General features: G+C 69.8%; 13 protein-coding genes and 1 pseudogene. 9 read left to right on the top strand and 5 right to left on the bottom strand.

The genetic code is table 11. From position 1 onward, the window contains the following. Positions 1-8: 8 nt before the first annotated feature. Positions 9-1,091 carry a CU044_5270 family protein gene (locus tag FLL47_RS13520; protein WP_144120865.1) on the bottom strand — a complete coding sequence of 361 codons (1,083 nt, stop codon included), beginning with the start codon at positions 1,089-1,091 and terminating at the stop codon, positions 9-11. Then, positions 1,091-1,711, bottom strand: coding sequence for an RNA polymerase sigma factor (locus FLL47_RS13515; RefSeq protein WP_246157880.1), 621 nt, complete (start codon positions 1,709-1,711; stop codon positions 1,091-1,093). The genes FLL47_RS13520 and FLL47_RS13515 overlap by 1 nt, the downstream gene beginning before the upstream one ends. Before the next feature lie 236 nt (positions 1,712-1,947). Between FLL47_RS13515 and FLL47_RS42895 the strand changes: the two genes are divergently transcribed. The 3 genes from FLL47_RS42895 to FLL47_RS13500 are packed head-to-tail and all read left to right on the top strand — an operon-like array spanning position 1,948 to position 6,303. Further along, positions 1,948-2,505, top strand: a complete 558-nt coding sequence (locus FLL47_RS42895; protein ID WP_186315712.1) for a hypothetical protein — start codon at positions 1,948-1,950, stop codon at positions 2,503-2,505. 31 nt (positions 2,506-2,536) lie between these two features. After that, positions 2,537-4,642 (top strand): hypothetical protein, encoded by a 2,106-nt coding sequence (locus tag FLL47_RS13505; protein ID WP_144120864.1) that lies wholly within the window; start codon positions 2,537-2,539, stop codon positions 4,640-4,642. Next, the gene (locus FLL47_RS13500; RefSeq protein ID WP_144120863.1) at positions 4,642-6,303 is read left to right on the top strand and encodes an Hsp70 family protein; all 1,662 of its coding nucleotides are present in this window, start codon (positions 4,642-4,644) and stop codon (positions 6,301-6,303) included. The genes FLL47_RS13505 and FLL47_RS13500 overlap by 1 nt, the downstream gene beginning before the upstream one ends. Positions 6,304-6,313: 10 nt before the next feature. Here FLL47_RS13500 and FLL47_RS13495 read toward each other — a convergent pair whose 3' ends face one another. Both FLL47_RS13495 and FLL47_RS13490 read right to left on the bottom strand, forming a co-directional pair. Beyond that, the gene (locus FLL47_RS13495; protein ID WP_144120862.1) at positions 6,314-9,673 is read right to left on the bottom strand and encodes a DEAD/DEAH box helicase; all 3,360 of its coding nucleotides are present in this window, start codon (positions 9,671-9,673) and stop codon (positions 6,314-6,316) included. A 165-nt stretch (positions 9,674-9,838) separates the two neighbouring features. Then, complete coding sequence (locus tag FLL47_RS13490) at positions 9,839-15,274, bottom strand: AAA domain-containing protein (RefSeq protein ID WP_222106065.1); 5,436 nt, start codon at positions 15,272-15,274, stop codon at positions 9,839-9,841. A 375-nt stretch (positions 15,275-15,649) separates the two neighbouring features. Here FLL47_RS13490 and FLL47_RS42890 point away from each other — a divergent pair, with 375 nt between their 5' ends. The 5 genes and pseudogenes from FLL47_RS42890 to FLL47_RS13475 all read left to right on the top strand — a co-directional run bounded on the left by FLL47_RS42890 (position 15,650) and on the right by FLL47_RS13475 (position 20,591). After that, a complete protein-coding gene (locus tag FLL47_RS42890; RefSeq protein WP_186315711.1) occupies positions 15,650-15,826 on the top strand; it encodes a hypothetical protein in 177 nt (58 codons plus the stop codon). An 84-nt stretch (positions 15,827-15,910) separates the two neighbouring features. Then, a pseudogene (locus FLL47_RS44995) lies at positions 15,911-16,282 on the top strand (hypothetical protein); the annotation flags it as partial. 216 nt (positions 16,283-16,498) lie between these two features. Then, positions 16,499-19,114, top strand: coding sequence for a helix-turn-helix transcriptional regulator (locus FLL47_RS13485; protein ID WP_246157892.1), 2,616 nt, complete (start codon positions 16,499-16,501; stop codon positions 19,112-19,114). A gap of 84 nt (positions 19,115-19,198) precedes the next feature. Further along, on the top strand, positions 19,199-19,972 hold the full coding sequence (locus FLL47_RS13480; protein ID WP_144120860.1) for an LPXTG cell wall anchor domain-containing protein: 774 nt from the start codon (positions 19,199-19,201) through the stop codon (positions 19,970-19,972). A gap of 70 nt (positions 19,973-20,042) precedes the next feature. Continuing rightward, a complete protein-coding gene (locus tag FLL47_RS13475; RefSeq protein ID WP_222106064.1) occupies positions 20,043-20,591 on the top strand; it encodes a DUF3558 family protein in 549 nt (182 codons plus the stop codon). A gap of 247 nt (positions 20,592-20,838) precedes the next feature. On the opposite strand, the gene FLL47_RS44725 is transcribed toward FLL47_RS13475, so the two are convergent. After that, on the bottom strand, positions 20,839-20,970 hold the full coding sequence (locus FLL47_RS44725; protein ID WP_281286707.1) for a hypothetical protein: 132 nt from the start codon (positions 20,968-20,970) through the stop codon (positions 20,839-20,841). Between the two features lie 276 nt (positions 20,971-21,246). On the opposite strand from FLL47_RS44725, the gene FLL47_RS13470 reads away from it, so the two are divergent. Further along, on the top strand, positions 21,247-23,133 hold the full coding sequence (locus FLL47_RS13470) for a hypothetical protein (RefSeq protein ID WP_186315708.1): 1,887 nt from the start codon (positions 21,247-21,249) through the stop codon (positions 23,131-23,133). The last annotated feature ends 308 nt before the right edge of the window (positions 23,134-23,441 follow it).

Genomic DNA, 23,441 nt, shown 5'->3' with positions numbered 1-23,441 from the left:
GTGGCGGGTCAGGACAGGGCCGGGACGGCCGGCGGCGCGTCGGTCCAGCCGGCCTGCAGGATCATCTGGTGCTGCTCCTTGACCGGCTGCGCGCCGTGGCCGCCGGTTGAGTTCGCCGAGTAGCTGCTGGCCAGCAGCAGGTGGGTCGCAGGGTCGACGACCAGCCGCCGGGACTCGGACACCTCAGTGCTTTGCTGGATCAGTTCGATACCGATCCCGGTACGTCCCAGGTCGTCGGTCACCTCGCCGGTGGCGCGCATCCCGGCGATGCCCGCCAGCACCGTGAACGCGGCCGCGCGTACCGCCGGCGGGGCCGGTACGTCCATGAGCAGTTGGCACATGGCGCCGAACAGCCGGCTGTCGGACCCGCGGGTGCCTGGAGCGAACCCGCCGCGGCCGGCCGCGATGCGGGCGGTGAACAGCTCCCGCAGCAGGCCGGCGTCGGTGGGCAGCGCTTCGACCTGCGCACGGTCGAAACCGCCGAGGTCGACCAGGACGTGTGCGGGGTTCAGCGGCCAGAGCGCGCCCTTGTCCGGTGCGGTGCTGCGGTGCACCGACCCGTTGTCGCCGGGCAGGTCCCAGCGGGTGGGTGAGCCGGCTTTGCGCCATGCCTGCTGGTCGGCTTCGCTGCGGGGCCGGGAGCCGAGGTTGCGGCGCCCGGTCCAGCTGGGATCGGCTGGGTCACGGGCGATCCACTGCTCTTCGGCGTTGCGGTCGACGATGTAGTAGTAGTCGGGGGCTTGGCCGACTTTGAGCGGACCGGAGTGGACGAGTCGGCGCACGCGCCAGTACCGGCCGGTTCCGGCTTCCGCGGTGGCGGCCTGGTGCGCTGCGGCCAGCAGGATGCCGCGGGCCGAGAGGTCCGGCGGCTGCGGGCCGGGGGCGGGGCGGGGACCGGGCGGGGCGACGGCCAGCGCGAAAGCAGCGATGCCTGCCATCGCGAAAGCAGCGGCCAGCAGCCGGCGCCGCGGCCGGCGGGCCGGTTGCGGCGCGACGAGGGCGGCGTTCAGCCGGCTGCGGGCTTGTCCGGTGGCCCGCGCCGACGGCGGCGGGGCGTTGAAGACCTCGCGGATCAGGTTCAGGTCGTCCATCAGGTGCTCCTCCTGTCCTCTGCTCGGGTGTCGTCACGGGTGGGGTCGACCCCACCCAGCGCGGTGCGGACCGTCTTACGGGCGCGGCTCAGGCGTGAGGCGACCGTGCCCTCGGGGATGTCCAGGGCCCGGGCGACCTCGGGGTAGCTCAGTTCGGCCAGCGCGACGAGTAGCAGCACGTCGCGATCGCGGCGTTTCAACGAGCGCAGGGCTGCGGCCAGGTCACGCTGGACGCCGTGGGCGGCGACGCGGGCGAGGATGCGGGTGTCGTCATCGTGATCGCCGGCGCGGGCCCGGTCGGCGGCGTCGGTGCGCGCCAGCGCCCGGTACTTGCGTTCCTCGTCTCGGTGGTGGCGGCGGATCAGGTTCGTGGCGATGCCGTACAGCCAGGCGCGTACATGACCGCCGTCACCGTGGAAACGGGCCCGGCTCCGGAACGCGATCAGGAACGTCTCGGCGGCCAGGTCGTCGGCGTGCGCGGTGCTGAGCCGTCCGGCGACGTAGCGGTAGATCTCGCTGTGGTAGGCGTCGAACAGCTGCGCGAACACCTCCGGGTGGCTACGGGATTCGCGCAGGACGGCTTCGTCGGACATGCCGGGCACGGCTTGCTCGATCAGCACCTGACGTTCGTCCCTCCTCGGCGGTCGGTGTGACGTCTTCCACCACGTGAATGCCCGATCCTGCCGGGGCCCTTCACGGCCGCCGCACCGGCCGGTGGGTGAGGATTTGTTCGAGTACCGCGTGGGAGCCGTGCGTTCGCCGCGGCACTGGTCGCCGTGGCGAAGGCCGGTCATCGGCGGGCTTATCGGCCGTGGTGCCCGAGCCGGGGATGTGGATCCCGTTCGACTGGGGTTCCGTGGCGGTCATCGCCGGCCGGTGGACGAGCCTGTTCTGCGTGTGGTTGTCCTGGTCGCGGTTCCGGGCCGTGCTGCTGGTCTGGGGCCAGAGCCTGTCGACACTGGTCGTGTGTCTGGACGCGACGCTGCGCCGCATCGGCGGCTCGGGCTGTGTGACCGCATGCCCTGCATGTGTGCGTGGCGGTGCCTCATGGCGGAGCGTTATCCGCATGCCGTCGCTGAATGATTGCGCCGTGCGCGCGGCCATGCATGGCACGGAGGAGGCCGGTCGTGGGTCGGACCTGTCGATGTTGCGTGTACCCCGGACGGGCGGAAATTGGTTCTCGGACATGCCGATCCTCCGGCGTTTGTTCGGGTTGGTCATACGCTGGGAGATCGAGCGAGCATTCGGTGGTCCAGGACGCCTGCTTCGCCATCGGGCCGCCGAGAAGCAATGCCGGTTGCCGGATTCCGTGGCGTTGATCGCCCGGATCATGCTGCACCGGCTCTCCCGCTGCGTCCGTAGTACTGGAGATCGGCGCCTGGCCGAGATTGTTCGCGCCGATGGCGGATCGTGAACGGGCGGTGGTCATGTCTACAGTCTCAGCCGTGGAGCGAACGCAGGTAGTGATACATCGGCCGGTGAACGGTTCCGAGCCGGTGCGGGTGGGCACGGTGCTTTCCCGCGCCGAAGGGAAGCTGAACAGGTACCTGGTGCGCTGGGGCGACGGCGAGGAGGAGGTCATCACCGCGGGTAACCGCGTGGTGGTTGTCGCCCGTGACTCCCTGCGGCATCTGTACCTTGTCGATCCTGCGGCACTGGCCGCGCAGTTCGCGGCGGACCCGAAGGCAATCGTGCTGCGGCTGCTGCGGGAGAGCCTCAGCCCACTGACGGCCGGCGGGGCACGTAGCCAGCTGGAGGCATACGGGCTCCCGGCGCAGGCCGTGGCGGACGCGTGGAGTGCGGCACAACGCGGCTTCGCTGCCATCCCGAATGTGGCGGCTTCGGGTAAGGGCAGCGGCCGCACGTACAAGTGGGTCGACATGGCGCGACCCGCGGCGACCGCGAAGGGTGATCACCCTGGAGGTCACTCGGCACCGGCGACTGCCGCAGGGGTGGCGCCTTCCGACATCGAGGGGGCGGCGCCGGCTGCAGAGGTGGCGCCTCCGGACGCCGAGGAGGCCGCACCGGCGTCAGCCGCAGAGCTGGCGCCTCCGGACACCGATGAGGCCGCACCAGCGCCCGCCGCGGAGGTGGCGACTCCGGACGCCGAGGCGGCGACGGTCGCACCGCCAGCCGTCGTGGCGCCCGCTGCCGAGGTCGCGCCGAGGGCGTTGTCGGGCTCCTTGGCCGAAGTGCTCGCCGAGGCGATCGGAGTCGAGAACGCCGACGTCAGTGACCTGGTCCGGCACCCGCTGAGGACTGGCGCGCGGATGAGCGGGCTGTCCAAGGCGGTGATCGCCTCGCTGCTGGCGTCCCCGCATCACCGGCCGATATCGGTGCTGCTGCTGGCGCTACCCAAGCACGACGACATGATCGACGGCGCTGACCTGCCGCCGGCCGACGAGGCCGTCGTCGAGTCGCTTCTCGCGGGCGCGTCGGCTGAGATCTCGGCGCAGCGGGAACCGGACCCGGCGTGCCGCACGGCGGCGGCCTGGCTGATACGCCGGGTGTCGGCGCGGGTGGCTGTGCCGGGACTCGGTTCGCTCGTCCAAGTGGCCGGCTTCGTCGCGGACGGCCGGCAGCCGGATGCGGCGGCGTTGGAAGCGGCGGCAGGTGCGCTGGCGCGCCTGCTGCCACAGGTTCCGCCGGAGGGCCGGGCATCGGTCGACCTGCAGGGCGTCGCCGCGGTGGTGGCCTGCCTGCCATGGACGGTGAAGGGACCGCGGGCCGCCGTGGTCGCAGCGGCGGGTCGGCTCGCACCGGAGCAGGTCACCGCCCGGATGTGGTGGGCCGGGGCGTCACTGCGGGACCTCGTTGCGTGCGCTGCGGGTCCGCTGGGGGCCGTCACCTCGCAGGCGGCCGTCGCCGAGCAGGTCTTGGCGCCGCTGGTGGGCCGGGAGCTGTCCACGGTGGCCACCCGCACCGGGCTGGCGTTCCTGCTCGGGCTGCCACGTGAGTTCGCGGCTCAACTTCCGGCGGACAGTGTTGCCGAGGCGCTTCGCCGGGTGGCGGCAGATGAACCTGTCGCACGCGGATGGGTTCAGGCGTTGTCCGGCCAGACCCGGATCACAGCTCTCGAAGGTGAGCTCGCCAGGGCGCGCGCCGAGGCCGCAGCGGCACTCGACACGGCCATGGCCGCAGAGGCCAAGGAGCGCGAGCTCGCCGAGCGCTACGGCCGGTTGGAGGAGACGGTGCGCGCGCAGCACGCGCACGCGGTGAAGCTGCGGGCGTCGCAGGAGCGGCAGGTCAGAATCGACGTGGTGCGTGCGCTGGCCGCGCTGGCCGCCGAGGTGGAGGAGCTGGCGGTCAACGGCTCGGACGCTCGCGTACTCGTCGAGCGGGTGCGCGGTCTGGTCGCTGCGCAAGACCTCGAAGCGGTGGGTGCCGTCGGCGAAAGAGCGGCTTTCGACCGGCAGACGCATGAGGCGCTTCTCGACCCTCCGGAGGCTGGTTCGCCAGTGGATGTTGTCCGTCCAGGCTATTGGTGGCGGACTTCCGGCGAGTCCATTCTGGTGGCCAAGGCACTGGTGGTGGCGACTGGGGGAGTTTGATGACGGGCACCGGCGGGCACGCGATCGGCATCGACTTCGGAACATCGACCTCGCTGGTGGCGGAGAAGTTCGGCGGCCTGCCGGTGGAGATCGCCTCGCTGGGTCGCTCCACTCGCTCGTTCCCTTCGCTGGCCGGCTACCGGGGCGAGGCGTTGCTGGTCGGGGAGGACGCAGACGGGCTGCCCATCGGCCAGGTCGTCCGCTCCGTCAAGCGAGCCATCACCGACGATCTCGACGTCCTTGCGGTCTCGTCGGCGTCCGGAACCCGCGAGGTCAGCGCCGATGATGTGATCATCGCTGTGCTGTCCGAGATCGGCAGTCGGGCCGCGGCCGCCGGACAGCCGTTGCCTTCCGGTGGCGACGTACGGCTGGGGTGCCCGGCGATGTGGACCGGACCCCAGCGGCGGCGGCTGCTCGACCTGGCCGCCAAGGCGGACCTGCCCGTCGACGGCTCGACGCTGGTCGACGAACCGATCGCGGCGGGAGTCGCGTGGGTGACCCATCGCTACCTCGCCTACGGAGAGCACCCGACGGGCCGCCTGCTGGTCTTCGACATGGGCGGCGGCACGCTCGATATCGCGGTGCTCGACATCGAGGGCGGCTCGCGGCCGGAGATCTCGGTGCTGGCCTCGCTGGGCACCGCTATGGCCGGGGACAGCCTGGACCAGGCCATTGCGGCGGACCTCGCTGCCGGCCTGGCCGAACGGGGGGTCGACGTGGCGGCCCTGCCGGTGCCGCCGGAGCTGGTGGCGGCGCACCTGCTGCGGGCTGCTCGGGAGGCGAAGGTGAGGCTGTCGCAGGCGCCTTCGCATTCGGTCGTGCTGCCCCGCACACTCGGGGAGCTGCCCGTGCTGGTCTACTCCCGCGAGCAGCTGGAGGAGGCGTTCCGGCCGCAGATGGACGTGGCTGAGCAGCTGGTGTGGGCGGCGCTGCGGGCGGCGCTGCTGACCGTACGCGGCAGCGGGTCGCCGGACGAACTGCGCCGCCGCGGCGCTGCCGAGCTCGTCAAGGACATCAACTACGTGCTGCTCGCCGGGGGGATGAGCCGTATTCCGTACGTCGAGCGGCGCATCGGGGCGCTGTTCCCGCATGCCCAGGTCTTCGACAACGCCGGCGTGGCCCCCGATGAGGCGATCGTCGCCGGGCTCGCCGACACCGGCGGCTACGAGCGGCTCAACCTGCACCGCCCAGGCTTTGACTTCGTCTTGGAGTGGCAGGAGCACGGCCTCGTCCAGCAGCACACCGTCTACCCCGCGTATACGCCGTTCTACGAGCCGTGGGAGGTGCTCAGCGGTCGTTCGCATCTCGGCTTCGAGTGGCGTGCGCGCGAGGCCGACCTGCCCTGGCGGGGCGTGGGGGTGCTCCGGGTGCAGTCCATGTCAGGCGAGCGTCTGGAGCTGATGTTCAACGGGCAGCAGATGGACGGACTGAGCCTGCGCATGGGCAGGGACATGATGGTCAAGCTTTACTGCAACGGCCAGGTCCTGGTCCAGGACGGGACAGGACAGGCCTACCACCTGAGGGTCGACAGCTGGCCGGTGATCCGCGGCCGGGACCACGCCCGGCTGGTGCTGTCCAGTCTCGACAGCCAGGCGCCCGTCGCGCTCGTGCCGTGGTATCACAACAAGGAGTACGCGCCGCCGGCGTTCCAGGTGCAGTAGGGCAGCGTGCTCACTGAGCAGGTCCGGTGAGCACCACGGCGACAGGTGTCAGCGAGATGCTCAGCTCCTTGCGGCCGAGCAGCTTTCCTTTGATCCCCTGGCGCTGTGTCTGCAGGTTGCGCAGCCGGCCGTCATGAAGGCGAATGATGCTGTCAGCCTGCTTTTCAACGGTCGCGCGTAGGAGGAGCAGGGCCGTCTTGCGGATCTGCAGGTCCAGCGAGCTTTCGCCGGCCCGGATCCGGCCGTCCACCAGTGCCGTGTTCTCCTGCCCGCGGGTCTGCTCGACGGCCTGCTGCCGCAGGAAAGCGCAGCGCTGCGCAGCCTGCCAGGCGCGCTGGACGCCGGCTGGGGTGGCGGGCAGCCCGTCGGTCAGGGTTCCTTCGGCGAGCGCGGTCAGCAGGGTGGTGCCGACTTCGTGGTCTTCCTCCAAAGTCGTCAGGTCGACTGCGGTGGCCCAGAGTTCAAGCATCGGCCGTAGGCCGGTCGTCTCGGCGAGGTCGACGGTGACCAGGTAGTGCCGGCCTGCCGGTAGGCCTGGCACCGAGACCGTGCCGAAGCGTTTCAGGTCGAGCGGGTCGCCGGTGAGGTCTTCGAGTGCGAGTTTGACCAGCGGGTGGCGGCTGGATAGCAGTTCGACGTCGTACCTGCTGGCGGTGTCCGGTCGCAACGTGCACTCCAGCGGGGCCTGGTCCTGCAGCCGCGCGGCGAGTTTGGTGAGGGTGAGCCGGCTGCCGCCCTCGGGAATCGCACTGCGTCGTAGTCGGTCGGCGAGCAGGTCGGAGCCGATGATGTGGAAGATGCCGTGCTTGTCCGGCTTGCGGCGTCGCCCGCCGAGGCGGCTGAACATGCTGTCGAGCATCCGCTCGATTTCGGTGGCTCCGATGAAGCGGCCGTGGCTGGGGCCGGCGTCGGTGAAGCCGTCGATGAGCATGTTGTCGATGCCGGCGAGTTGCGCCTGCGACGCGCGCAGCTGTTCGATGTCGTGCGAGCGTTGTTTGAGGCCGATGGCTATCCGCTCGGTCTCCTGGTGGCGTTCGGTGTCGCTGAGCGTTGGGTCGAGCAGGCGTTTGGTGATGTCGCTCAGCTCGTTGCGGAGAATCGGCTCGAGCTCTCCGATGGAGCTCTGGAAAAGGTCGATGCGGTCGTAGAGGCGCTGGAAGATGTCGGTCTCGATGGTGCCCGGCACGCGCATGTTGTAGATGAAGATCTTCTCGTGCTGTTGCCCGAAGCGGTCGAGGCGTCCGATACGCTGCTCGACGCGCATGGGGTTCCAGGGCAGGTCGTAGTTGACCAGGACGTTGCAGAACTCGAAGTCCAGTCCTTCGGCGCCGACCTCGCTCAGCAGCAGGATTTCGAAGTCGCCGTTGCGGAAGTCCCGCATGATCTGCTGCCGGTCGTCCATGTTCACGCTGCCGTCCATCACCCGGACGTCGAAGTGCTCCCGCAGTCGTCTGGCGAGGTAGGCCAGCGTGCGCCGGAAGAACGAGAAGATCATGACCTGGCGCATGCCGCTGTCGCGGATCCGCAGCAGCTCCTGCAGTAGGCGGTCGTACTTGGTGTCCACCGCCAGGCGCCGGGTCAGGGGAGGTCTGCCTTCCAGGCCGGACAGGTCCAGCGGGGCGCCGCTGTCGTCGAGGTCGACTTCGTCCAGGTCGGCCTCGCGGAGGAAGAGTTCGGGACTGCGTTCGCGTAGCAGCTGCTGGGATGCCGGGATGCAGCTGGCCGCCTGGCGCAGTGGCATCTGCATGGCGAAGCCGGGCGGTGTGCCCAGGTCCAGTGCCTTGTCCATGTACCAGCTGTAGACCGCGTCGTAGTAGGCCTGCTCGGCTTCCGTCCAGGTCACGTCGATGGCGCGCGGTTCACGGATCGCCTTGGCCTCGTGCAGGTCGGCCTTGCGGGTGCGGGTGAGCACACCGCCCAGGACGTTCAGGTCGGCCAGCAGCCGGCGTGCCCGTGCGAGCTCGTCGTGGTCGAGGGGCCGGTCGACGTCGAAGATGCGGCGCAGCAGACCGTAGTCGGGCCGGTCCGTCACGGTCGGCCCGAATTCCATGCCGTTCAGGTCGTCGAGGCGGGCCAGCAGCTTGCGCGGCGCGGTGCGTCCGACGTCCATCAGGGAGCGGGCCACGTCGTTGAGGACTTCGTTGGGCTCCAGCTGGCCGGTGAAGACTTCCTTGTCGTTGAAGCTGCGCTCGTCGAGCAGGTTCAACAGGTTGAACAGGTCGTCGTTGCCGAGGTTCAGGGGGGTCGCCGACAGGAAGACCAGGTAGTCGGACCAGTCGGCGAGCAGCTGACCGAGCTGGTGGGACCTGCTGGTGCGGTTGCGCAGGTAGTGGGCCTCGTCGACGATCACCAGGTCGAACCGGGGGCTCACCTTCGTAAGGTTTTCGAGCACACCCCCGGCAGCACGCAGCGACTCGAGCGAGATCACGCCATGGATCTGCGCGGGGTCGCCGTCTTCCAGCCGCTGGGCGAGATCGGCGAGATGCGACGGACGCAGCAGGTCCAGCCTGCGGTCGAACCGCCGTTCCATCTCCGATTTCCATTTCAGGGTCAGCACCGCCGGCGCCACGACCAGGACCCGTTCCAGCGCGGCGCGCTGCTCCAGCTCGCTCCAGATCAGGCCCGCTTCGATGGTCTTGCCCAGGCCGACCTCGTCGGCGATCAGGATCCGTCCGGACGAACCAGTGAGGATCTTGAGCACCGGCTTGAACTGGTACGACCGGAACACCGTCTTGCTGGAAGCGAACGAGTAGAGCGTGTCGGTCAGCGGATGCGACAGCTTCGTCCATGTCAGGGTCAGTGAAAGGTCCGCGGCGCCGACCGGGTCCTGGGACAGCCAGAACTCGGGGTCGCGGGGATCGCCGACCTCAAGGTGCAGTGCCTGCTCGCTGTAGGTTTTGATCTCTCCTTGGACGTCGACGTGGTACCGGTAGCCGTCGCCCACCGCTGTGACGCGCTTGACCCGCCCGACGTGGCTGGCGCCTCTGGCGCGCACCATGTCCAGTGGCTTGAACCTGGCCCGGCCCGCGAAGGGTCCCGCCTCGCCCCATAGCTGCTCATGCAGTAGGTAGGCGGCCACCAGGTGGCTGTCCTCGGTGTGCTTGCGACGTGCGCTGTCGGTGCCGCGTGGCTGCCTGCCGGAGCCGGCGATCAGCACATGCCAGATGCCCCCGTGCGCGAACGCGTACGTGCCGCGGTGCAGCATCGAGACGAAAGGGCTGGTCTCCACCGAACGTGTCTCGGCTGCGGCTGCGCTGATCACGTCGCGGTCGTCGTCGGGCACGTTGCCGACGACGAGGCAGGTGGCGGGCTTGAGCGCCCCGAGCCAGCCGTATGCCAGGTGCGGCGGCTCGTAGCGCAGGTCATCCATCGTGTTTGTCCCGTCGAGATATCGGCCCTTGCCACGCTTTGCGGCTTTCCTGCCATGGAGTGTCGCCGCCCTCGTGCGGCCTGGGCACCGGCTGTAAGGACGACACGGACTGGCGGTCAGGACAGTGGCGGCGTCATCCTCGCGGGCTATGGCAGCGCTGGGCGGCTAAGAGGACCGCCTGGTGAGCAGCATGCAGCGGGTCAGGCGGTCGCCGACATTCTTGGTCAGCCGTTTGAGCCCCAACGTCTCCAGCGTCACCCGGAACAGGATTTCCGCATTGTCCCAGCCGTGAGTCGCGGCGACCGTTTCCAGCAGCGCGGCGACCTCGGCAGGAGGCACGTCGTCCAGCGCGCGCGGGCCGAGCCGGCGTACCTGCACGCTGGGCTGGGATGCCAGCCGGTACGTGCGTGGCTTGTTCCCGGCCTCACGCAGCGGGTTCTCCTCCACCAGCGTGCCGCGGCGCACCGCGAGCGTGATTGCCGAGTTCAGCGCGCTGGCGATGGACTTGCCCACCCGCTGGCCACCGGAACTGCGCACGTAGGCGGTGTGGATGCGGTCGCCGAGCACTGGTCCTTCGGCCGTGACGATCGCGACGATCCCGTCGATCAAGTCCTGTTTGGATGCATCTACCGGTGACCGGACGCTGCCGAGGAACTCGTGGTAGGCGGGCAGGGTGCTGGGCTGTTCTGCGACGGGCGCGACCATGGCCGGGTCCGGTTCTGGGTCGGCCTGCGTCGTCTCCAGTAGCACCGCTTCCACCTCGGGCCCGAGATCGATCTCGATGGTGGTCACCGCGTCGAGTACCTGGGTGTCGGTCATCGGGGTGGTTGCCGGGACGGTGCCGAGCAGGAAGGTGCCGGGCACGGCGGCCATGACCGGGGTGGTGTCAAGGGCGGAGGTTTCCTGCCGGCCGGTGTCGGGCGGCGAGGCGTCGCCGATACCGGGCTCTGCGGGCAGCGCGTCGGGCTTTTCCGCCTCGATGACCTCGGCGTCGTGGGTGCCGGTGGCTGTCGGGGAGGGATCGGCTAATCCGGCTGCGGTCTGGTCACCGATCGGCTCCTCGGCGGCGGAGGTCCATCCGGACGGGTGGATGTCCAGCTCACGCAGGGTCGCCCAGAGGTCGGCCAGTGCAGCCGGCTCATCGACGTAGAACGCGGATTCGCGGATGCGGAAGAAGCGCCAGCCGCAACGTTCCAGGTTGCGCTGGCGGGCCAGGTCGCGTTCGTAGGCGTCCGGGCCGTGCCAGGCGTCGCCGTCGCACTCGACCGCCAGGCGCGCCTTGCCGCCGACGACCACCAGGTCGATGCGGTACGAGTCGACCTGGTACTGCGGTAGCACCGTGTACCCGCGGTCGACGAGCCGGTTGTAGACGCGCTGCTCGAACAGCGAGTCGAACGGCTCCACCCGGCGGTCGTGCGGCGCGCCGCCGCAGATCGCCGCCGGCATCGCCGACGAGGCTCGGCCGGCCACGCCGTAGCAGTAGTCGAGCAGCTGGAAGCGCATGTCCTCCGGGTTGCCGACGTCGGACAGCCGGACCGAGTGGAACAGCCACATCTGGTCCTTGGCCCGCGACGCGGCGACGTTGTAGCGCTTGACGTAGTCGTCGCGGGTCAGCGAGATCAGCGTCCGTCCTGGTTCGATGGCGGCGACCATCGACAGGAACACCACGTCGCGTTCGGAGCCCTGGAAGTCGGCCGAGTCGCCGCAGCGCAGGTCGCGTGCTGCCCACTCGGCGGGCGGGATGCGCTCGAGCAGTTGCTTCTCGATCGCGGCCGCCTGCGCTTTGCCCAGCAGTGAGATGACGCCGAAGGTCAGCCCGTCGTAGCGCGGGTCGGCGATGCATTTTTCGATCTGGTCGACGATCGCGTCGGCTTCGGCGGGGTTGACTTTGTTGGTGGTGCCGCGTACGTACCCGTCGGGGACCAGCACCGGTTTGATCGGCTCGAGGCGGTCGGCGCCGTACTGGCGTACCGGCTGCAGGCGGATGCCGTCGGGTTCGTAGGCGATGCGGTTGGAGAAGCCGATGATCTCCGGTACGCAGCGACGGTGCTCGACCAGGGTGAGCAGGCCGCTGAACCGCATGCGTGCCTCGTCGAACAGGCTGCGCTGCGGGTCCTGCCAGGACGAGCGGTACGGGTCGTCGTGGATGTACTGGCCGGCCAGCGCCCGCAGTGCCGCCTGGTCGACACCGACCGCGGACGGGGAGATCTGCTTGTCGTCGCCGATCACCACGATCTTCGGGGCGAGGTACTGCAGGAACGTGGCTTCCAGGCTCGCCTGCGAGGCCTCGTCGACCACGACGACGTCGAACATGTCCGGGTGGATCTCGAGCTGCTCGGCGATGCGGTAGATCGGCATGATCCAGACCGGCACCGAGGGGCGGCACTTGTCCATCGCCTGGCGGATCTCGGCCCGCTGCTGCGGGGCGTAGTTGCCGGTGCCCTTGCCGAGCCGCCGCACCAGGTAGGCGTAGTGCTCCAGGTTGGCCCGCGAGCGGCCGGTGAGCCGACCGGGGGAGACCGCGTGGCTCCATGCCCGTTCCGCGGCGAGCTGCTCGACCGTGTGGTGGATGCGCTGTTCGATCCGGTGGATGTCGGCTTGCAGGGCGTTGACGTCGGTGTTGTCGTGTTCGCGCAGCCACGCCTGGGCCCGCGCCCACGCCCACGCCTGCCCGAATGTGGCGAGGCGCTGCGGCCACGCCTGCTCGCCGGGCTCGGCGGTGATGGCGCGGTGCAGGTCGGGGGCGGCCTGCTCCAGACGGGCCGACAGCGCGTCACGTCGTGCGCAGGACTCGCGCACCTCGGTGAGCCGGGTCAGCCGGGCGTGGGCGGAACCGTAGGAGTTGACGTCGCGGTCGCGGACGGCCTGCAGGGTGAGGCGTGCGATGTCGGCGGCGTCTTCCCACTGCGCGACCTCGTAGACCGCGACGTCCAGCCGTGACAGCGGCGCGGACGCCGCGGACAGTGCGTCGGCGGCGGTGGCCGCGTCGGCGAGCGCGGCGTATTCGCGCAGCGAGGTGATGTCGTTCCAGTCGGGCCGCGGCAGTTGCGCCTGGGCGAACCGGCGGTCTTCGGCGTCGAGTGCGGCCCCGAGGGCTTGCGCCTTGCGTAGCTGTTCGAGTTCGGTGTGGTGCCACTGCAGGCGTTCGGCGAGGGTGTCTTCGTCGGGGATGACGGTGTCGCTGGGCCAGGCCCGGTCGAGGGCGGTGACTGCACGGTGTGCTTGTGCCCAGAGCAGGAACGCCTGCAGCTGGGTGGCGGTGGTCGGCGCGATGCCGTTGACGCGGACCTGGTCGAACAGGGGCTGTGCTTGCTTGAGGAGCTGCGGGGCGAGGATGCCGAGTTTGGGGGTGCCGTCGGCGCTGGTCTTGATCGTCCGGTCGCCGGACACATAGCCGGCCAGTGCCCTGGCCAGCGGTTCGAGTGGCCCGGGGTCCGCGGCGGTGACCGTGACCTGGGTGAGGTGGCCGAGCGCGGCCAGGGGTGCGGCTGCGGTGTCGACGAGCTGCTGGATGGTGTCGGCGCGGGCCTGCCAGATGGCGCCGCGGCCCGAGCGCACGTCGGCCAGCGCCTGCGGCATCCAGGTCTCGGTGCGGCGGGACAGCTCCTCGAGCCGGTCGGCGAGTTCGCGCAGGACCCGCTGGAATTCGCGGCGTGAACCGTCGGGCAGTCGGCCGACGACGGCGTACCCGGGGTGGGTGCGGTGCCGGTCGTGGTGTCCGTATCTGGCCCGTGCGCCGGCTTCGTCGGCGATCAGCTGCGCGAACGCGTCCGGGGTGGGGATGGTGGCGAGGTCGGGCAGGCGGCGATGCGATGCGGGTTCGTCGGCGGTGAGTGCGGCGTCGCGCAGCATCGCGTGCCAGGCGGTGATCTCGTCGCCGGTCAGCGGGACCGGCGTCTGCGTGCCGACCTGCGCGTATTCGGTGAGCCAGTTATGGGCTGCGGCTTGGGCGTAGTGCTGCTGGGCGATGGCGGCCTGTGTGCCGCGGTAGCCGTCGAGGTCGTATTCGGCGACGTCGTGGGCGCGGGCGTCGATCAGCTGCCGGTGTACGGCGGCTCGGCGGCGGCGCAGCTCGTCGATGTCGGCGAGGTGACCGGCGATGGCGCCGGCGGAGCGCTGCGGGTCGTGGTCGGCGGCGGTGGCCGCGATCCGCTCCACGGCGACCTTCAGGTCGGCCATGTCCTCGCGGGAGGTGCCCACGACTGACACCGATAGCGGCTTGAACGCGGCGGGCAGCTTGTTGCGTACCTCCCGCAGCGCCCGGTCGGTGTGGGCGGTGACCAGGACCCGCTTGCCCTGCGCCAGCAGGTGGGCCAGCAGTGCGGCGGCGGTGTGCGTCTTGCCGGTGCCGGGCGGGCCCTGGACCAGGGTCTGCGCCCGGCTGTCGACGTGGGAGATGATGCGCCGCTGCACGTCGTTTACCGGCAGCGGAAGGAAATGCTCGTCGTCGATTTGGATGACGGCGCCGTCTTGGCGGTCGGCGGTCACCGCCGGACGGTGGTCGGGGTCGACTAGCGGCAGCACCCCGTCGGGGACGGTTGCCGCCGCGGACAGCTGCTCGACGATGGTGCGGAAGATGTCGACGATGCCCTGCTGGGAGCGTTTGCGCAGGATGAGCGCGGGCGCGAAGGCCGCGGCGGCCCGCGCGCCGACGGCGGGCTGCTCGTCGCCGTCGTCGTACTCTGCGTCGGGGTCCATGGTGTGCACCAGGCTGCGGGCCAGCGCGCCGACCGCATCGCAGTGCAGCGGATGCTCTTCGGCCTGTTGGGCGCGGGCCCGGACCTCGTTGAGGTTGCGGGCGTTGACCAGGCTCGGGTCGAGCATGTCGACCTCGACCCGTAGTGTGTCGCCGGTTTCGGCCCGTTCGACGGTCAGCCGGCCGGTGTCGTCGTTGAGCCTGATCACCGCGGGCACCGTCAGCAGGTGGCGTTTGACGGCAGGGTGGCCGTTCGGGGGCAGCCAGCCCAGGCAGGCCACCCCCAGCACGAGTTCGAGCTCTTCGGGGTTGCCGGAGGCGGCCACGTGCATCGTGAACAGTTTCCGGTAGAACTCGCGCACGTGCTCGTCGCGGCGCTCGGTGTCGGCCCAGTCCTGCCAGCGTGTGAGCCAGGCGTCCAGGTCGGCGCGTACGTCGGGCAGCTCGTTGAGCTGCAGGTGCACCGAGCGCAGCGTTCCGGGCTCGGCTTCGGGCTCGTCATCCGGGTCTGGTTCGCCGGGCGCGGTGAAGTCTTCGGGCACGGTGGGGCTGTCGGCGGGCACGGTCACGGTGTCACGCAGGGCCGGTGGCCGCTGCGCGTCGTCGATAGGCCCGTTGAGCCACGGCGCCAGCTCCGCGGGTACCGAGGGCGGCGCTGGGCGGGGCACCCGGTCGAGGGTGAGCAGTGGCGCCTCGGGCATCGGGTCGCCGTTGCGGTGCGCGACCCGCACGCCATGGTGCACGGGCAGGGTGCCCAGCCACAGCGATGACTGGTACGAGTCGACCGAGCGGATCGGGGTGTTCTTCAGGCCGGCCGCCGCGCCGAGGAAGGTGAACAGCCGGACCGCGCGGTCGACCATCGGATCCACGATGTCGATGGCCTGCTCGTGGTCGGTCTCGTTCATGTAGTTTTCGTCCCCCGGTGCGTGTGTCGTCGTCGAACCGGCGGAGCATAACCGCGGTCTTGCGCGGTATCGCGCGGACATAACGGTGTGCAGGAAAGTAGGCACGCCCGGTTGACCCGGTCTGCCACGTCAGTGCCTGCCTGGATTATGCGGTCGGCTGGACGCTCCGACTGATCAGCTACTTGACCTGGACCGATTGCGCCGGCGATCCACCGGAATGTGGACCATCCGCTCGCGTCCTGGCAGGACAGGGCCGCCCGCGAGGCCAACGCTGTTGCCCCGGCGTTTGAGCAATAACCAGCTCAGCGCTGGTGGAAGCGCGCCGAAGGAATGGTTGTCGAAGCCTCGCGAATTAGCAGCCGTAGACTTCTTGACATGGACGACCTGACTCTGGACCGGCTGATCGCGGACACCCTCGTCGAAGAATTCGACTGGGACGAGGAGCAGGCCCAGGATGCGGTGGCCGCATGGCGCGACAGCGGGTCAGATGGCGGCTGGGACGCTGCCGCCATTGCCGAGAGCATCCACCGAGCAGCCGAAGATGAGGACTGACTGTCAGTCGCTTCCACCACGCTGAGCTCGCTATGTAACGGCCCTCAGGTCGTTGCATGCGGTGTCGCCACTGCCTGTGCGGACATGCCCCGTTCGAGTCGCCTATGGTGCCCACGTCGAGGAGTCGATGGTGCCGTCCGGCTTCATGAAGGCGATGTGGATGACTGCGGCTGCGCGACTGTTGGCGGTCCGCAGAGCGAGGTCGCGATAGCGGGCGTAGTCGGGCAGCACCATCAGCGATTCGAAGTGCGAATTCGAGTCACGCAGCAGCATGGCCTTGAACAGTGCCTGGCTGAACCAGTGGGCGGCCTGGGTCGTGGGCCGGGTTCGTTTCACCTGCCCGGCCCGTCGCTGGTCGGCGTAGGTGCCCGAAGGCCACCCCTTGACCTCGGCGCCGAGTCGATCGTGATGTCTGGCGGCTACGAAGATGACCAGGATGAGGGTGACGTCATCATCTTCACGGGCCACGGCGGGCGCGATGGCAGTGGCCGCCAGATCGCCGACCAGAACCCGGACGCGTGCGGCGCTGCCCAGTGCCGCCTGCGCGTACGCGCCGGCCGTAGCCAGCCGTTTCGTCACGTAACGGTCGAAACGCCAGCCGTAATGGATCAGCGGTCTACCACGCCATATGCCCACTGCGCCCATCGAGCCGGACGCGTTAACCTTCGCCCCATGACATGGCCGGCGAATGGGTTGCCGCTCGTCGGCCGTGAGGACCAGATAGCCGGCGTGGCTGCTGCGCTGAGCGCGCCGGCTTCTGCTGGAGTGTTGATCGCCGGGCCGGCGGGTGTGGGCAAGACCCGGTTGGCCAAGGAAATCGCCGGCAGCTGGCGTAGCGGGCGGGTGCTGACTGTGCGATGCTCCGTTGCCGGTTCTGGCCTGGCACTGGCAGCCTTGGCCGGCCTGCTGCCGGTCGCGGACAGCTATGACGATGAAGCAGGCCCGGTACAACGTGGCCTCGTCGGCCTGCGCCGGCTCGCCGGCCAGACGACAGCGCTGCTGTCGGTCGATGACGCCCACCTGCTCGACGAGATCTCAGCCGCCGTCATCCATCGCGCACTCAACGAAGGATTCATCACGCTGCTGGCCACCATGCGTACCGACGAGCCGATCCCACAGCCGGTTACCGCATTGTGGAAAGACGCCGGGGTCACCCGCATCGAGCTGGCTCCGCTGTCGCCGGTAGAGATGAAAACGCTGCTGTCCGCCGCGCTGGGCGGCCCGGTGGAGGGCCAGGCCGCCCGCCGGCTGACGGAAGCCGCTGCCGGCAATCCGCTGTTTCTCAGGGAGCTGGTGACATCGGCGACCGAGGCCGGCTCACTGACCAACTACAACGGTCTGTGGTGCCTGACCGGCCCGATGACCACCCTGGCGCGCCTCAGCGAGCTTCTGCAGAGCAGGCTCGCCGTGGCCCATCCGGCAGAACGCGACGCTCTCGAACTGCTGGCAGCAGGCGAGCCACTACCCCTGCCCGTCGCGGTGACGGTCATCGAAGAGACCGTGCTGGAGGTGCTCGAACGCCGTGGCCTGATCACGGTCGAACCCGCGGAGCCGCCCATGGTGCGGCTGAGCCATCCGCTCTACGGCGAGCTCCTGCGTGCCGGCACCCCGGTGCTGGGCCGGCGCAGGCACGCCCGCGTGCTCGCCGGTGCATTCGAGGCCACCGGCCAGCTCAGCGATGAAGACCTGATGCGCACGGCCCTGTGGCGTCTGGATGGGGGCGGACCGGTCAACCCCGCTCTGGCCATGGCTGCTGCCCGGCAGGCCGAGCTGAGCCGAGAATTCGCCCTGGCCCAGCGGCTGGCCCAGGGTGCCTATGACCAGTCCGGTGAAGTGGAGGCCGGCCTGGCTGCGGTGCGCGCGATGGTTCAGCTCGGCCGCATCGATGAGGCCATCGCACTGTGCGACCGGATGACCAGCAGCGCGCGTGAGGCGGACCTGATACAAGTGGTCATCCAGCACGCGGAGATCCTGGTACACGCCCGAGACGACGTCCACGCCGCGCAATCGCTGTTGACCCAAGCCGCAAGAGCGATCAGCGATCAGCGGTGGCTCGGCCAGCTCAACATTTACAGCCTCTATCTACGTGCCTACCAACTCGACAGCACCGTCGTGGATGAGGCGCTGGCCGCGTTCCAACGCCCCGGACCAGCTGAGGTCCGGCTTGCTGCCAGCGCCGCCGCCGGTTGCGCCATGCTGACCGCGGGACGGTTCGCCGAGGCCGAGGCCGTTGTCGCGCAGGCCGCTCCGCTCACCCTGCAACACGCCGGCCCCAGCCAGATGCAGTCGGGCGGCGTCGGGCCAACCGCTGCCCTGCTGCGCTGCTACCGGCCAGATCCCGTCGCGGCACAAGACATGGTCCTCTCCGGGTACCAGGCCAGCCTGCACCCCATCCGGCCGGTGAGCCAGGCCCTGCACGCGCTGACGCTGGCCCAGATCGCGTTGTTTCGTGGCAAGGCGGCCACCGCGGCCCGCTGGGCACACGAAGCACACCTGGTCGCCCGGGACGTGGACATGCGCCCCTTGCGCAGGTGGGCTTGTGCGGTGCACATCCAAGCCGATGCACAGCTCGGGCGGACCGTCGCACTGGACGAACTCGCCATCTATGCCAGCGGCCCGCAATCGCTACAACTACTCGACATCGAGGTGGCCCGCGCCATCGCCTGGGCGGGAGCTGCTGACGGCGACGACGGCGAGGGCCTGGCCGTGCTCACCGAAGCGGTCGCCCGGCACGGCCGGCTCGGTGCCGTGGGCACCGGCACATTAGGAGCCATGGACCTGATCCGCCTGGGCGCCGCCGACACGGCCACCGGCCTGCTGGCCGCCTACCCGCCACACCCTTCCTGGCCGCTGGGCGCCACCGTGGTCACCTTCGCCCACGCGGCCCACACCCGCGACGCTACAGCCCTGTTCCAGGTCGCCGGCCAATTCGCCGGGCACGGCATGGCCCTGCACGCTGCGGAGGCAGCAACCTTGGCAGGGGTGGCCTGGTCGGCGTCCGGGCAGCCCAACGGCGTTGCACGCGCCCAACTTTTCGCCCGAACGCAACTGGCCCTGATCGCGGAGCCGGTGAGCACACCCGCGTTACGGCGCCAAGGCCCGGTTGCCCAGCTCACCAAACGTGAACATGACGTCGCACTCGCCGCCGCGAAAGGCGAGCCGACCCGGGCCATCGCCGCCCGGCTGCATCTGTCAGAACGTACGGTCGAAAATCATCTGCACCGCGCCTACGGCAAGCTCGGCATCACCGGCCGCCCCGAACTGCGCGGCGTACTCGGCCTGAACTGAGTACCGCACTGCTCATGCCATCGGGCGGGCGGCGTGCTGGGGTAATGCGGTCCACTCCGCAACTTCCGAGAGGCTGCCTCCCTCATGAGCATGGCCATTTCCCGCAACGTGGCATCCGCAGTCATCGCTGCGCTCGTCGTCGCCGCAGCCGTCGTGGGATCTGCCGCACCGGCGTCGGCTGACCCCCCGGAGCTGAGCTTCGTGAACCTGTGCGGATCGGTCTCGCTCACCTGGGACACCGGAACCATCGGCGACACCGAGGACTGGGCCACCACGGTGCTGCGGGGCAGCGTGCTCGTCGAGCAGTTCCGCATGCCTTCGCGAGGCGATCGCGAGTATGGTGCGATCGACGGCGATGTCTTCGAGATCCGCCGCGAAGGATTGCCCCCACGCTCGTTCGTGCACGAGGCACCTGAGGGCTGCGATAGCGCTCCGCGGCTGAGCGTGGTCGCGTCCAGCGACTGCACCGGGCTTCAGCTCAGCTTCACCAACACCGGTACCACCGCGGTCGCCGGCGTCCAGCTGCTGGCAGGGTCGCCCGTGCCCCAAGACCTCGCCCCGATCGGGGTAGGCAGCCACACGCTTACGTTCAGTCTGGCCGATGGCACGCCCTTCTACGTCCGCGGGCCTGGCGCCGGCGGTGGATGGCTGACCTGGATCGTCGGCGCCTATGACAAGCCGGCAGCCTGCTCCACCCGCACCCCCACCCCGGCTGCTTCGGCAAGCCCGCCCGGCGGCACCCTGCCCGTCACCGGCACAGCGGCGGGCCCGGTGTGGGGCGCGGGAGCGCTCCTGGTCGCCGCCGGTGTGGTCTTCCTGCTGGTGTCTCGCCGTCGTCGCCCATTGCAGAACGGGTGAACGCAGGCAGGGCGTATCAACCACACCTTCAGGTCTGCCAAGACCACAAAATAATGAAAGGACCATCGGTATGCGCCCCTTGCCACTAGCCATCGCGGTCTTCGCCACAGCCCTTTCGGGTGCCTGCGGGGCAAGCGACCCCAGCTCACGCACCTCACCCGAAGCAGCCCCGTCGACCGTGGCCTCCTCCGCGCCGGCCGCCCAAAGCACCACCAGCGACCTCACCGACCCGTGCACGCTGCTGACCGACGCCGAAGTCAGCAAGACCCTCGGCACCGCAGCCGCCGGAAAATCCAAAAGCTACGGCGCGGGCTTCAGCGAATGCGTGTGGGAAGGCACCGGCAACACCACGATCCGGTTGTCCGTCCTGCCCGCCGCCGACCTGCAAGAAGACTACATCGGCAAGCTGAACAAACTTGGCACCGTGCCCGCCCTCGGTGACAAGGGCACCGCTTTCGCCGGAGTCCTCGGCATCGGCCATACCTCCAGGGGCGGTGCCTCCGTCGGATTCACCACTGACCGATACGGCATGATCCTGGCGGTCCGCAGCGGCGCGAACCAAGCCGCCGACCAGGGCACGGCAACCCTACTCGGCACCGCCCTGCGCAAACGCATTTAGCCATCCCGTCTGCGAGTACTGCCGATCCAGCCTGGCGGATCTGCCGGGCTCGGACGGCCCCTCGCTGATGATGAACTTGCGTCGAGGACGCCCATCCGAGAGGTGTGCTGCGCACCGTCGGGTCCGGTATACCAATGCGGCCCAGCGGCCGGCGGCGTCGGCGTGGTTGGCAAGACCGACGAGCGTGGCAACAGGTTCGGTGACTCGATGGGTACGGCGTTGAGCGCCCACGCGATCGCTTCGACGCTCACCGGACCACCGGCCAGGGCCGGGTGTGCGCGCTGGGCACAGCGTGCGCGTTCTCCAGCGGGTCGAGGCGGCCGGCGGTGCAGTTGAGCGGCACGCGGCCGTGCTCGTGGAACTCGACCACGGCGACCATGTGGCCCCGCGCGGGCGCCGGGCCGATGGCTGCGCCGGCTGGACCGGATCGGCTACGGGGGCGCAGCGACTGCCGGGCAGGAGGAGCTTCGCTTCATCCTCGGTATCCTCGCGGCCGGTTGATCAATCCGAGACATCCACCACCGTCAGGTGGAAATGACCTCAGTATCGCCCACCAGCTCGAACCATATCCGATCGATGGATATAGCCCTCGTTCCGTGGCCGAAGAGTCGGTTCGGGGGATTCATTTCGGTCGATCACGTGCTTGACTTCTGCGATGAATGGTCCGGTAGTGGCACCGCACCGGTTGCGGGTGGTGCGTTTCGCCGTCGGGACCGGTGCTTTCGCGGTCGTCGTCGTGGAGGCGGCCGGCGCACTGGGCGCGCTGAACGGCCCGACGATCGCGGCCTGCTGGGCCCTGGTGCTAGTGATCATGACGGTGATGCTGATTCGCCGACCCGGCTGGCGGGAGCCGGTCGGGAGAGCAGGCCTGGCGCGGCTGCGCAGCGGCTGGGCGGCGGCCGACCGGGTGCAGCGGCTGATGGTGGTGGTGACCGGTGGGCTGATCCTGGCCGAGCTGGCGGTCGCGCTGCTGGCCGAGCCGAACAACTTCGACTCGCAGACCTATCACCTGAGCCGGATCGAGCACTGGGTCGCGGCCGAGGACGTGAACTTCTTCGCCACCGCCATCCACCGGCAGGTGACGCTGGCACCCGGCGGGGAGTTCCTCCTGGCTCATCTGCGTCTGCTGACCGGCTCCGATGCGCTGTACAACCTGGTGCAGTGGGCGATGGGCGTGCTGTGTGTGCTGGTCGGTTCGCGGATCTGCGCGCAGTTCGGCGGCTCCGGCCGGGCACAGCTGCTCACGGCGTTCGCTGTGGCGACCACGCCGATGGTGGTGCTGCAGGCGACCAGCACCCAGGTGGACCTGATCGTCGCCGGCTGGGTGGCCTGCCTGGTGACGCTGGTGCTCGACGGAGTCCGTACACGGGTGAATCTCGCGATGGTCGGCTGGCTCGGGGCCGCCGCCGGACTGGCCGCGGTGACCAAGGCGACCGGGATGCTGGCGGCCGGCGTGCTGCTGCTGCTCTGGGGTGTCGGCCAGCTGCGCGCGCACCGGTCGGTCGGCGGGGCCGGGCAGGTGCTCGCAGCCTCGCTAGGCGTGCTGGCCGTGGCGGCGCTGCTGGTGGGGCCGTTCCTGGCCCGGACCTACCACGAGTTCGGCACCGTGCTGGGCGCCCCGCACCTGCATGACTCGATCACGATGCAGCAGCACGACCCGGCGTCGATCGGGGTCAACGCGCTGCGGATCGGGCACACCGCATTGGACACCCCGCTCGGCGCGCTGAACCGGGCCGGCGCCACGACGATCAACGGTATCGCTGCAGCGCTCGGCGTCGACGCGAACGCCCGGGAGATCACCTTCGGGCGGACCACCTTCCCGGTGCCGGCCTGGTACCCCGACGAGGACCGGGTCGCTGCGCCGCTGCAGGGGACGCTGGCGCTGCTCGCCGCCGGGTTCTGCCTCGTCCGGCCGAGGCGCTTCACCGACCGGCCGCAGCTGCTGCGCGGTTACGTCGGCGCGGTCGCACTGGCCTTGCTGCTCTATGTGTCGATCGTGAAGTGGCAGCCGTGGGGCAACCGGCTGATCCTGTTCACCCTGATTCTGGCTGCCCCGCTGATCGGGCTGTGGCTCGACCAGGTACTGGCCCGAAAGCACCGGTTGTCCGGCCGCGTCGTGATAGCCGGCCTCGCCGTGGTTGCCCTCTCGGCGACCCTGACCATCGGGTACGGCTTCCCGCGCCGGCTGGTCGGCACCGGCGCGGTGTCCGCTACCGACGCGCTCGACACCCGCTTCCTGCGCCGGCCGCAGTGGAAGGACGACTTCGTGGCCGTCAGCGCGGCGATCGAGGCGTCCGGGGCCCGGCGAATCGGGCTGGTGCAGCAGAACGACAACTGGGAATACCCGTGGTGGGTGCTGCTGCGAGGGCGCGTGTTCGTCCCCCTGCAGTCGGTCTTCGCCAGTCGACCGCCCGCCGACCCCCATTCGGTCGACGCGATCGTCTGCACGGGCGACATGCAGGTCTGCAGGCATCACCTGCCGACCGGCTGGGTGCTCGTCGAACACGGCTACGCCGCCTACGCCCTGCCGCCGGCCGACTGAGCCCGGCCCGGGAGACCGAGGACGGCGGGTCATCGGGAGCAGAGGATGGCCGGTGACCACGGCCCAGGCGCCGCCATCACCAGCCTTATCCGTCAGCAGTTGACGTAGGCCGTGACGGCCGGTGCTCGGCCGGCGAGGCGACCAGCGGCCTACTTCGCCTGCTCGGCGGCGTTGACCGATCCGGCGGAACTCCCGCGGCGCAGGCGCCAAGCCGGGCGTAGGGACCAGCGTGCGCTGGCTGCCGATCGGGACCCCCCTCCGCGCTGTACAACCTGGCCGGGATGAGGAGGGAAGCCGGGGAGACTGCT

Source organism: Catellatospora sichuanensis, assembly GCF_007483665.1.
In the GTDB taxonomy this organism is placed as follows: Bacteria; Actinomycetota; Actinomycetes; order Mycobacteriales; family Micromonosporaceae; genus Catellatospora; species Catellatospora sichuanensis.
This window is presented reverse-complemented; position numbering and strand designations above follow the sequence as displayed.